At 42.4% G+C, this 14,654-nt stretch carries 1 protein-coding gene; it reads right to left on the bottom strand.

Translation table 11 applies throughout. The features are described from left to right. Window positions 1–283: 283 nt before the first annotated feature. Window positions 284–14,527: a T1SS-143 repeat domain-containing protein gene (locus Vgang_RS12930; RefSeq protein WP_105901266.1), complete on the bottom strand. Its 14,244-nt coding sequence runs from the start codon at window positions 14,525–14,527 to the stop codon at window positions 284–286. Window positions 14,528–14,654: the final 127 nt, after the last annotated feature.

The following is a 14,654-nucleotide window of genomic DNA, read 5'->3' as shown; positions in this document are numbered from 1 at the left end:
CCTCTTAGACTGTTTTCACCGAAGTGAGCACAAATCTAAGAGGCGTCTTTGCCTGTTGCGAATCAGGTTTTCTGAATATCAAATGTTATTCATTGTTTATAAATAAGCGAAAAACGTGCCAATTATTAGAGAATAACTAAGGTATTGTTTTTAATGACTTTCAATAGAAGCCCACTTAAAACCCCTATGAATTACGCACTCTTTCTGTGCACAAATTAAAACAACGCCCCTTATTTGACTAAGAGGCGTTGATCGTGTTTGAGCTTAATATCTTATCGAAAAATTAATGATCAACTGTGAATGCTTTATGCTGTTGATAAAGGTTAGACACAATATCATTCGAACTTGCACCGCTATCTAAGCCAAGTGAATCCGCGCTAATATTATCTAACACGATAACTTGCTCACCGCCTTGCTCATTATTAACGGTCAAATTGATTTTCCCATCTTGCTCAGACCCTTTCACACCGGCTAGCAGATCCTCCATATTGATACCGTTCGAGTCCATGTCTTTCAACAAACCTCGAATATCAATCTTATCGACATTAAGTTCAAAGTCTTTGATCACATCAATCGCGGGAGACGCCGTAGTGCCAATATCTTTAGCATGCCATACAAAGGTATCGGTTTCGCCATCGCCGCTACCATAACGCTCACCACCCCATAGCTCGTCGTTACCAGAACCACCAATGAGAATATCTGCGCCAGCACCGCCAACAAGAATATCGTTACCTGCACCGCCAATCAGCACATCGTGGCCTGAAGTACCAACTAAAACATCATTAGTATCATCACCGACAACAACCGAGTGATCGGTCGCATCTGTCGCCGTTAAAGCGTCCTCTGAATCTGGCTGAACATCAATATCAACATTTGTCGTTTGAGGCTCATCAATCGTTGTATCTACGGCATCCTCATGAGAAACCGCTTCGACAGTCAAACTATGATCACCTTCAGGCAAATCCGTTAAATAAGCATCAGCAAGATCTTGCGATGTCACAATCCAAGAGCCATCGTCTTGCTGCTCACCGACCGTTTCACCCACGGAATTAACCAATTTACCTGAATCTAGGTTATCAATTCGAATATGATCTAAATCCGATGCTTGAACATGCTCACTCAGTAAACCGAGCAATGGAATCAATGCCAGTTGCGCCGCCGTTACCGAGACATTCGGTACATAGCGAGTCGTACTCATTAAAGCAGGGCTTGCCATGAAAGCGGCTGCACCCGCGACTGAAACAGTGAATGAATCTTCATCGGTTAGCACATCACCTGAACCTGTATTTCCATTATCACTGGTAGTCATCGTGATGGTCGCATCACCCGCTATATCACCAGTAAAATTAATACCAATATCAAAGAGCTCTTTTAACTCAGCCAAGGTACCGGTCAATTCTAGAGATGCTGTACTATCGCCATGATTAGAGATAAACCCCGTATATTCTTCTGGAATCGATAATACGCCATTACTTGATGACAGCGTTACCGTTAAGATTCCGTCACCGTCATCGGCATCAATATCATCTACCGCTAGCCCTGTAATGAGGAAAGCCTCACCAGTCGTCGCCCCAGTGAGCGTTTCGGTTGGGACAGTGTTCTCCGGTGCATCATTGACGGGAGTAACATCAACATTAATCGTCGTTTCAACCGCCAAACTGTCATCGGCAACCACGCCATTATCAACTGAACGTATATCCAGTTGTAGCTGACCATCCCAATTACTACTATTGGCATTGCCTGGATTGAAAATGATGCTATCTAATGTTCCTGACTCTGTGATGATTATCCATGTGCCATCACCATTGTCAGTGATCGTACCGTTCACATCAGCAGGAAGGCTAAACTCAGCCCCCATACCAACAGGGACATTACTGATAGTCACTTGAATCACTTCCGGCCCATTTTCAGTAATTTGTGCCTCATCCGTACCAGCGCCGCCAGGAACAGGTACATAGGTGGCTGTGTTATCAACCGTAGAAACATCAAGACTCAGTACAATATCTTGCTTTTCATCACCAGATGCTGTGGTAACCACATCCGTATCAATTTCATCCGCTACCGGTAAAATTTCAACAGTAATACTCTTATTGATAGACACAATTTCATCAAGTGAATCTTCTTTGGTATTAACGATCACACCTACTTCAATCGTACCACTGAAGTTTTTAGGTGGTACAAGAGTTAAACTGTCAAAGGTATAACTACGCTGCTCCCCCGTTGCGCTTGAAATGGTCCAAGTGCCATCACCATTGTTGGCTGCGCCTTTCACCACAAAGCCTTCCGGTATACCGGTTAAAATAATGGAAACGATTTTTTCCGAGCCATCAATATCTTGCAGAGTAATAGTACCTTCAGCCAGAGAAATACCACCAGCAGCGTCTTCATTACCTTGAATAGAGTCACCGCTAGATGATTCCACTAATACGTCATCATTCACGGCAATCACATCAATGCTGACTGTGGTTTCTGCAGTGGTTCGAGTATCGGGTTCGGTTCTGTTTCCATCCAAATCATAAGTTGCCGTATCAACAATCACACCACTAACAGTAAAGTCTACTTGGCCACTGAAATCTTCTTTCGGCATAAATTGAACATTACTGAGTTGCTCTGGCGTTAACGTAACCTCACTCACTTGTTCGCCATTTAATAAGAAGTATCCCATGTCTGGATCAACACTAATCGTCAATGATTGGAGAGTTTCCATCCCTTCTTCAACAGTATTGCGAGAGTCGCCAAACGTCACATTTGAAAAATCTATCGTAATCAGTGCATCTTCATAAGCAATGCCCGAAATAGGAACTTCAGTCCCACCCGACTCACTAATAGGCTGTTTATTCTCATCAAGCCCACCACTGCTCACCACATCAACAGAAATACTCGCGCCGACATCTGCAACAGGAGAAACATTCACCGTCACGGTTTGAGTTTGTTCTTTCACATCACCACTATTGGTATCCGTGCTGACGTACTTGATGTCAAACTGGAAATCACCTGCATAATCTGCTGGCGGAATAAGAGATAGGCCACCTAAGTTTAATGTACCATCAACGTTAATGCCGGCTTCAAACACATATTGACCGGTTTCGAAATCGAACTCAGCCCCACCTATCACCGTACCTTCAGGAAGCTGTGAGGCATCAATGACAAGCGTCAACACATCATTCGGAATTTCACTATTTCCATCACCATTAACATCTTCAGTTGAGACAAAAACCGTATTACTTTCAACCAGTAAAGTGCCTAAATTGATCGTACCATCTTCTATACCACTGACCGTCGTTTCGTCAGCCGTAATTTCAGCCGCCAAATCAATCGAATCATTGGTATTGTTAGCAAAATCCAAAGTAATTTGACCTTCAATAACCACCACTTCACTTCGATCATTGTCATCACTCAAATCTTGAACCTTCGCGATAACTTTAATATTCACTTCATCGGTAAAACCTGCTGGTGCTTGAATCTGAATATTGGATAAATTGCCATCTTTGACGGTCCAACTACCATCGCCGTTATTGACCGCACCAGTGACGACAAAACCTTTTCCTTCCGACAAGCTAATGTCACCAAAATCAATCACTAGCTCAGTAATCACTTCATCACTGGATAGGTCATTTTCAGCAAACATGATGGTGCCAACACCACCTTCGGATGTCGGGCTTAGATCTACTACACCACTTTCATCACAAGGTGCAGAGCCTAAGTCATCAATAATGCCATCGTTATTAGCATCAGCACCGGTACTAATGACAATTTTCCCAGCACCTGTTTCGGAATCGTACGGGTCACCAACATCTTCTACTTTCGCGACGACATTAACGTCTAATGTGCCTATTATATTGACTTTTTCAGCAACGACATCAGAATCGACATCATCTTGTTGCACGGTGATCGTAGTCGTTAATTGGAAATCTTTATCTGAGTTGTCAGGCAAAGAAATTTTAAGTTCTGCACCATTGTTTAACTCATCCAGATAGGCATCAAGATTAATGCTACCGCTAGCGTCAAAACTTAGCTCTTGCTGCGAGCCATCGGAATGCACTATGTAGAGCGTATAGTCAGAGATCGCATCGCCGCTCACTCCACCTGGTAAGCTCAATGTAAAGGCCGTGACATACTCTTGCGAATCGGAAAAACTCGGTTTCCAGTTTAAAGTAACCAATTCATCTTCAATGCCGCTCGAACCCGTTGTATAGGTATCTTCAATATCAATAGATGGAGCGACATGAATAATAATGTCTTTTTCATAGACCGCACTATCACCATCATCTTCTGTCACGATAACTTTAGCGGTGAGGTTGATATCTTCGGTACTGTTTGTAGGAGGAAGCACCACAATATTATCAAGTGTCTCCAATTCCACTTGGTAAATAGGTTGACCATTTTCTTGACCAACGTAGGTCACCTTAACCTGTTCTCCGTTGCTAAATACCTTAACACCTTCAGGAATACCTGAAATCACGACTGAAAGTGTTTCAGAACTATCACCATCTAGCGCTTTTCCGTTTTCACCCGAAATAATACTAAAGTCAAATGGCACGCCATCGCCTGCAATAGAACCACTCACTTCGTCACTAGCATCATCTTCGAAGATATTGACTTCAACACCCGTCCCATTACCTTCGTCATCGGTGATAACCTTCCAAGTGCTGCCATCGTTAATTTGAATAATCGGATCATCCGCCACACCTTTGACAGCAACGTTTACAACCTTGCCTGGCATAACATAAATGTCGGAATCGTTGGCACTCGTAGTTGAATCATAAGAGGTGTTATCTTTTACGACACCTTGAACAGTAAAGGTAAAATCACCACTCGCTTCCGGTGGCGGCATAAAACTCAATTGATCTAGGTTTGAATATTCGATTTCGTAGTAATCACCTTCTTCATTCCAGGTTACAAGGTCCGTATTTTCTAAATCTAACTCTTCACCATTTAGGAGTAACTTACTGCCTTCTGGTAGGTCACTGATTCTCACATATAGAGTTTCAGAACCATCATCTTTATCAGAGTTTTGCGTTAACTCGATAACAGACGATAAATTAAGCCCCACATCTTCATCAGATTGAACACGGTTCACTTTTAAAATCAGATCTTCATCGGCATCCGGCTGAACCCGGACAACGATATCTTTTGGATCGGAAAGTGCGGTTTGCTTACCGTCTACGTACGGGTCTTGCTCTTCACTTTGAGCCCATGCATTAATGTGAATATCACCACTGAAATCTTTATCAGGGGTTACCGTTAAAGAACCAATATTAGCTTCTGAAATTCGGTAGGCTGTTATTGTACTACCATCCTCCAACGTCACTTCTACCTCTTCAAGGCCGGTACCTTTCAGCGTGCCAGAAGAGCCTTCAGCTATTTGTACAATGTAATACAGCGATTCAGAACCATCGTTATCATTAAGCACTGCTGACAAACCATCAACCGGTATGTCAGTATCTTCCGTGCCAATATATTCCTCAATGTCTGGATTGCTCCAACTAGGAATATCAGCGATACCATCAACCGTGATAACAAGATCGCCGGTAATAGAACGAGTTTCTCCATCATCCGTTGTGATGTCTGCTTTCACTTCAAAATGCAAGCCATCTGATGAGAAGTCTTTATCAGGAACAAACGTTAAACCTTCAAGAGTCATCACTCCATCAGCATCAGGGCCAGTAAAGGCACTGATAGGCAATTCAATATTGCCATCACTATTTAACGCAATCGGATCACCATTTAAGAAAAACTCACCATGAGGATCCTCAGGAAGCACAATGGTTACGGCATCAAATGTTTCACCTCGGTCAACATCCCCTAGGTCAACCGCCAGCGATACATCAATACCAGGAGAAACTTCCGTGTTATCAAACTCATCAACTGGCTGTCCATCTTCTTCTTGGCCACTCGAAGGGTCTGGGAACATAAAGAATGGATCTTGGTCACTCAAATTTAGTGTCGCTACTGCTGTATCTTCATCACCATCAAAATCGACAACTCTTACGGTAACCTGTGCGGATAAATTTTCCTCTTGGTTGTCCAATTCTGGGTTAGCGACAAAAGTCACTTTTCCATGATCATCAACACTGATTGTGCCAAGTAATTGATCACCATCATCGTCATAAATATTTAACTTACTGAAAGGTGCTTGATGCTGCACAGGCTTTATGCCATCAGTGCCATCAATAAAACTTAAATACAATTCATGTGTACCATCTGCCCCTTCATTTTCTGGGATCAACACAGTAATGTCTGTATTACCTTCCGTTACATTAATTTCAATATCTTCAATATCAGGAAAATCATCCTCAACGGTGACCACAATCGAAGAATTTGCGTAATCATCAGGGTCATCACTTCTGCCAACTTCGTCACCATCTTTATCCACGACATAAACAGGTAGTTTAATATCTAACTCTGTACCAATCGTTGGATCAGACTCAACCGGTTTGGCATGATCCAATGCACCAGTAATTTCGAACGTATAGCTGCCATCCGGTTGGAAAGTCACGATAAAGACTTCACGATCACCAGCCATACCACTAAAAGTGCCATCATTATTATCTAGCATTGTGACCGCAACACCTTGAGATGTTAGCCCTGGGTTCAATACAGTAAAGGCACTAGCATCAATTTTGAATGTGGCAATTTCATCGCTACCGGTATTGATTGTGATCTGGCCAGAAGCTATTTCAGTTGGAGAACCATCCGGGCTTGTCGCATCAGGCTCAGAGCCTTGATGATTATCTCCACCAGCATCAATACCTTGCTCTGAAACGGTGACACCAGAGTCGACAGAGAATGCAGGATCAATACCATCTTGTATTGTAATCTCCGCCATTGGGGGGACGGGTAATAAATCACCATCGGTATCTTCAATTTGGATAGGGAGATTAATAGTAATCTGGTCACCATTAACCAATACTCTCCCCGTGTCATTACCGTCATCACCACCTAGATGATCAAGAGGCCTATTTTGAGTGACGGTGACAGTATAATTTACACTCAAACCATCATCATCTTGAGTCGCAGCTAAACTGATAACCAACACTTCTTCGCCACCAGAAGTCGAGCCTATTAATAAACCAGTATCTTGATTAAATACAAACGTTAGCTCTTGGCCTCCCGATGTTAATTCACTCTCTAATTCTGCGATGAGAGATGGCAGGCCTGCTGGATCAATTTGAATACTCGTCGGATTTAAGCGGTCAACACTTGCATCAATATGCGCTGCTGCAGAGGTATTTGTAACAGGGTAGCCGCCTGTATTGCTACCATTGGGGTCATTAGGTGTTAAATCACCTTCGATAATAGATACAGATGTCCCTTCAGGAGCATCTGTTCTCGAATCACCATTATCATCATTTAAAGTAAATTCAATCACTCCTACTGCATCATCATCATCGGAATCTGTCCCAATAACATTTAGTGAAATAGTAGAAATATCACTTGAGTCTTGATCAAGTGGTTTATAGATTGTGACCGTATATTCACCAAGATTATTTGGATTCAGTACCACGGTTAGAACTGGGTTATTAAGATCATTTTCATCAATTAATGTTGCAGTCAGACCGTCTGTACTAAATTCCCAATGAGTATCATAGCCATTTGATGTAAATTCAGAGTTTTCTAAGCCTTCAAATACGATGGTTTTGACATCATCCGAGCCTGTTACCCAGGTTAAATTATCTGAGCCTGAAGTACTGACCGCTTGACCATCAGCCGACCTTAAATCATTTTCATTGAAAGATAATGGCGTGTCATCAGTATTAAAGACAGGATTATTACCATCTTCAATATTGATTGTGATAGTCGCTGTATCACTAGAATCACCATCTTTATCAGTAGCAAAAACATCAAGCTCAATGGAAGTGACATCTTCCGAATTAGTTTGGTCAAGTGGCTCATATTGACTAATGGTATATGAACCATCTGCCGATACTCTGATCTCTAAAACAGGAACATCAGGAGAACCTGAAATAAAAACGTTTATTCCGGTGATATAAGTAACATCACCCACAGTTGTCGTAACATACTCAACTTCTGTTGGAGTTTGATTCGAAGTCAGCCCTTCTAAAAATGTCTCTTGCTCTTCAGTTAGATTGAACTCCACTCTATCAATTGCGTCACTCGCAATGTCGATAGCAACTTGCCCTGAATGATTTTGAGGATCGGTGGTTGATACATCCGCTTCTTTAAATGACAGTGTGCTATCCGTTAAAACAGGCGCCTCACCATCATTAAACGTCACACTTACATCAATTGGCGTTGGTATGTTATCGCCATCAACTAACTGATCTCCATCGGTATCTTCAATTTGCAATGGAACATAAAAACCTAATTGATTATCTAGCGGGTGATCAAGTGGCTGTCTTTGCTCTAATTCCATGGCAACGGTAACATTACCATCCGTATCCACTGTTGGAGTGAAGGTCAAGACGAACACGATACTGCCATCATCAGCCTTACCTGTGATTGTAATCACCCCATTTTCATTTACTGGATCCGAATCTATCGTGACCGCACGGCCATTTGACATTAATCCCATTCCGTCAACAGTCGCTTTAAATGTTGAATAATTATCAATAGTTAAACTTGTTGGGTCGAGATCATCATTGGCCGCATTAATGGTGAATTCGCCTGTTGATTTTGGCACGGTCGGATAGTCTAGATCATTACTGTCCTCATCGTTTAAATTCCCTTCGGTAATACTGATCTCATTGTCTGTAACATCGCCCGAAGTTGGGTTTGCACCATCATTGATAGTCACGGTAATCGACGAACTCGCTTTATCTCCATCCATATCCGTGGCAACCACATCGAAAGTAAAGCTTGAAACGTTATCCTCTGGTTGATCAATTGGCTCAAATTGCTGAACAGTATAACGGCCGTCTTTGGCAGTATTATTAAAGATGATTTCCAATACTAAGATGTCGCCATTACCATCTGGATCGGGAATATACACTTGGATGTGGCCATCGGCCGGTTGACGTACCGATGTATCTTGACCGTTAGAAGTTATGCTATTGAGGGCGGTTTGCTGTTCTGGTGTTAAGGCGAAAGTAATCGACTCAATCACATCACTGTTGGTATCCAGATCTAACGTTCTACCGTCAGAAATCACATCACTACCCGCTTCAGTTTCTTCAATTACTGTAGTTTGATTAATATTCTCAGGATTGAAGCTAGGGTCCGCACCATCGACAATGGTCACAACCACGTTAACGGGTGAAGAGTTACCCTCAGCATCTTGCAGGAAATCACCATCGGTATCATCGATTTGAACAGGGACCGTAATATTAATTTTATCGTTAGTTTGTCCGTCAGGAGCAGGAGTAAATGAAATAAAGTCGCTATCAACAACATTTTCATGATCAAGCGGCCCATATTGAGTCAACGACATAGATACTTCAACATCACCACTATCCTCAACACTCATTGGGGTCAAAACAAGAGTAAACACCGCATTACCATCAGCAGTCGCGGTAATCGTAATGACACCATCAGCTGTATTTTGCGTAACAGAAAGAGGCTCACCATTTGATGTTAATTTCTCAATATCCGTTTGTAATGCAGCCCATATCCCATCTTCGAGTCTTAAAGTTTTAGGAGCTAGTGCATCATCCACGGCAGGGATAATAAATGATGTATCTTCAACTGGTGCATCGCCTGGATACAAAACGGTTGCAGAAGAATCAAGATCGCCTTCGATAATTTCAATTGTGGCATTTACACTTGCACCATCGGCATTACTACCATCGGCAACCGTTATCACGATTTGTCCAGGAGCAGGGTCACCATCGGTATCTGTAGCAGTAATGTTTATCTCAAATTTGACCTGATCAGATACATCGGTCTGATCTAAAGGTTTATACAGGGTGGCTGTATAGTTACCTTCCAGATCGTCCAAAGTGACAACCATAATTGGGTCATCAGGTGAACCGCCAACTTCATATAAGGTGAGAGTTTTCCCATCCTCACTATATGCAATCGCTGTATTCATCCCATTCGATGTCAGATTAGTTAAACTGTCGGGCTGTGTGGAATCAAACTTGATCGATTCAATATCATCGCTACCTACGGTCAGTACAACTTGACCAGTCGAATCGGTTACGCCATTTCCATTAGAATTAACCGCATCATCTTCTTCAAAAGTAATGCCGCTATCAGTAGCAAAGGTTGGATCGGCACCATCGGTAATAACGATATGAATCGTGCCAGGGTCACTTGGGTCGCCATCAAAGTCAGTCGCAACAACATCGAGAGTGATATCATTTGTACCCGGGCTGCTTTCACTATAAGGCTGTTCTAGCGCTTCATATTGAGTCACGGTGTAAGTGCCGTCTTTTTCTATATTATTGAGTTCAATAACTAAAACAGGGGTGTCAGAACCTTCAGTGTAAATCCCATCATCAGTAGCTGGATCGTCTGGAATATAAACGATCACTTTGCCATCAATAACTTGAACGCTGGTATCCTGATTATTGGACTGCAAAGCATTTAAAACCGCTAGCTGTTCATCCGTTAAAGCAAAATCAACACTCGCGATGGAATCACTTCCAACATCCAAGGCAATTGAGCCATTACTTGGTTGATTGGCTTCAATTTCAGTAATTGCAACTGTCGCTGAATCACCAAAACTCGGCGCAACGCCATCATTGATGGTAACGTTGACTTCGCTGGCATTGGTGAGGTAATCACCATCACTGTCTTTAACTTGAATGGGTACAGTGATAACAATATTGCCATCGCTTTCTTTGACTGAACCTTCTTGGTTGCCATTTTTCACATGGTCTAAAGGTGCATGTTGAGTCAGCACCATATCAACCGTGACATCGCCATTAGAGCCTTGAGCTGGGGTAAATGTTAGCTCAAGCACCAAGGTACCATCAGCGAGTTTTCCTTCTAATGCCCCAGTTTCAGAGTTAATAATAAAAGTAATTGTTTGACCAGATGATGTTAGTTCTGTCGAAAGCTCATTTAGAAATGCGTTCAAGTCTGCTGAGCTTTCATCCAATGGATTAGGATCGATGACTACACTCTCCGGAATTAATCGATCTACCCCAGAAGAAAGGTTTAATGTAACGGCTTCCCCAACAAGAGGATAATCAGATTCCCCTGAACTGTTCACTAAATCAGGTTCAGTTATGGTTATGTCAGCAGAGCCACCGGTGGCATCGGCTCCATCGGTGATAGTGATGGTAATTTCGCCAACATTACTGACATCACTGTCTTTATCAGTTGCAGTGACATTCAAATTAATGGTGGTTAAATTATCTTCCGGCTGGTCGATCGCTTCAAGCTGCTGAACGGTATAACTGCCATCTTTTGCGTCATTATCTAAAGTGATAACGAGAACAGGGGTATCATCACCACCATTAACGCCCGGAATATAAACGGTAATCACACCATCAATGTTTGAAACCTCTGTGTCATAACCATTAGAGGTTAAATCGTCCAGTACCGCTTGCTGTTCAGCCGTTAATTCGAATTGCAGAAAATCTATGGTGTCACTACCAACAGTAACTTCAATCTCTCCAGGTTGCGGATCCGCAGAATCACCATTAATTTCTGTAAATGAAATAGCATCATCGCCAACAGTCGGGTCTGTGCCATCAGTAATGGTCACAGTGACATCAGCTGGTGTTAAATTACCATTTTCGTCCGTTAACCAATCTCCATCGGTATCTTGAACTTGTACTGGAACAGTGAGCTTAATGGTATCGGCAGTTGAATTATCCGGAGCTTGAGTAAATTCTATAAAATCACTGGTGAAGTTTGGATCATGATCGAGTGGCGCATTTTGTGTAAACACAACCTCTACACTAATCCCGTTTTTACCGTCATCTTGAGCATTAACGCTTGGGGTTAACACCAAAGTAAAAACAGTAATGGTTCCTGCAACCGCCGTTAATGTGATAACCCCAGATGCATCGATGGTTTTAGTAACAACAAGGTTCTTGTCACCCGAGGTTAATTTTTCTAAATCTGCTTTTAAAGTGTCCCAAACAGCCGGTTCAATATCTAATGTCTCAGGAACAAGGTCATCATTCACCGCCGTTAACGTAAACGAACCATTATCACTTGGAGCTATGTCGTATGTTGTACTATCAACATCGGATAGCTGCCCTTCTGTCACACCAAGCTCAACGCCAATACCATCACCAGACGCATTTTGACCATCCGTAATATCAATAATGGCGGTGCCAGTGGCAGTATCGCCATCATTATCAATCGCCGTCACGGGTAATTCAAAATGGATAGTTTCACTGTCAGGTTGATCAATCGGGCCTGAAACTACCGCTGTGTAGGTACCATCTAAGTTGATAGTAATGGTCAATAATGGTTCGCCATCACTATTTGACAATGACAACACATTGCCATCTATATCCACACTAGTTGGTTGATCGTTAGAAGTGACATCAGTAAATGCATCGGCGGCTGACGCATCAAATGTTAAGGTTTGAATGGCATCAGAACCGACATCAAGCGGCACTTCGCCCTTAACCTCGAAGTCTATTTGATCGGTTTCATTGATGGTTGTGCCTTGGTCAGTGGAGAATTTAGGAATGTCTCCATCTGAAATAGTGATATAGACCGTCGCAGGATCTTGTAATAAAGACCCGTCAGTTTCGTTAATTTGGATGCCTGCATTTATCTTTATTTCTTCACCATCAACAGAAACATAACCATCACTATTCCCAGTATTGAGGTGATCTAACGGCTCGAATTGAGTCAGCTTGACATGCACAATTGCGCCGAGAGCTATTGGCGCGGCACTTAATTCAATGGTTAAAACTGTAACACCACCCGATATACCAGTGATCGTCTTACCATCAGCACTTAATGTAAATTCAATGGGATTACCGTTGGCTGTGCTTAATTCAGTAGCTAGTTCTGTAAGTAAATCGGAAACTTGCGACTCAGCAAAATGAACCGTACTAGCTTGAAGACGATCGACGCCACTATTAGAAGCTGGATGAATGGGAATATTCGTTGTTCCAACTATGGGATAAGTATTTTCTGGAAGAAGATCGCCTTCAACAATATCTAGGTCTCCTTCTTCTCCACCTGTTGGAAAATTTCCATCTTCAAAGCGAATATCTAAGACACCTTTCGCTATATCGCCATCTTTATCCGTAACGGTCACAAGCAAACCTGCATCCGGATTTTTAGATGTTCCTTGGTCAAATGGACGAAATAAAGTGGCGGTATAGGTTCCATCAGTATGAATTTCGACTGTGAATATCACTTCCCCGAAAACGTTTTTGACTGTTAATAAGTTACCCTCTATTTCGGGTTCAAGAATATCAAAGCTTTGGCTGGTAATACCTTCAAGCTGAGGCTGTACAGCATCAAAGACAATAGTGGATATTTCATCTGAGCCGATATCCAATGGGATTTGTCCATCAATCGGAATACCGCGATCATCCGCTTCCCTAATCAAAATTCCCGGGTCCGTACCAAAACTAGGGTTCTCGCCATCCAAAATCGATACATCAACTAATGCTGGCGAATTTAACTCATTGCCACTTTTATCTTGCCCTTGAATCGCCACATTGATGGTGATTTTGTTGTTAGCATTAGACACCAAACCTGCAGTATTGCCATTGGAAAGGTGATCTAGTGGACCATAAACCGTCGTGGTGAGAGTCACCGTGACATCTCGGTTATTATCTGAACTTGCGGTAATTTGAGCGGAAAACACACGCTCACCGTTAAGTTCACCGATAATGGCATTGTCTGCTTCACTGAAACTAAACGTAACCTTCTCTCCACCAGAGGTCACTTCGCTATTTAATTCGGATAACAAGGCTTGAAGTTGAATCGGTTCAAAAGTGAACGTATCGGGAACAAGAGGAAAACTGCCCGCTTTGAGGAATAAATCAACACTGTTAATCACTGGGTAAGCGGTATTCGAATAAGTTTGAATAAGAGAAAGGTCACCTTCCTCGAACACAGTTGAAGCTTGCACACCTCCACGAGCTTTAACGAGTGCGAATTCATCCTCTTCTTGTGGATATTCAATCTCAAAACCTTCCGTCATAAACCCCGCCTGCGTCAACACCTGATCGTTGTCATAATCGACTTCAACAAACCCATCGGTCGCGGTTTCAATTGGGCCAGATTCGGATGCTTGGGTATCTTCATCTTGGTTATCTTGCTCTTGTTCTTCTTGCTGATCGTCTTCAGAATTATCAACAGCAAGACCATTTTCAACCATAATGGCAATGTCTTGAGGAGAAAGGTTCGACTCTTGCAGTGCGGCAACACTGACAACAACATTAGGATCGACTTCAGTCGTGACTGGCTGTCCTGAGTCATCAACTGTGACACAAGTGACACAATCTGACTGAATCACCTGCTGCTGACCAGACGTTGTTACCACATAACGAGCATTTGGATCGGCCCATAGCTGGTCTGAAGACATAAGTGTCTGAGTCCCTGTAATAGGCTTTAAGGATGGAATATCTTGGCCAATATAGACTTGCCCTTTATCAACCGTAATCGTTGAAACATTTGAATTCATCTTATCCATACTACAGATCCCACTTCTCAATCATGCAATTTCAAACACATTTCATTGCAAAACATTCATCTAATCTATTGATAAATTTGCGCAAAACAACTTTACCGATACCCCCAATGAAACATAATATATACAA

This window comes from Vibrio gangliei (genome assembly GCF_026001925.1).
Classification (GTDB): domain Bacteria; phylum Pseudomonadota; class Gammaproteobacteria; order Enterobacterales; family Vibrionaceae; genus Vibrio; species Vibrio gangliei.
Note: the sequence above shows the minus strand (reverse complement) of the source record. Positions and strands in the feature narration are given on the sequence as shown.

Excerpts from the sequence above, each read along its gene's own strand:
- Vgang_RS12930 (WP_105901266.1), bottom strand. The coding sequence starts at position 14,527 with ATGGATAAGATGAATTCAAATGTTTCAACGATTACGGTTGATAAAGGG.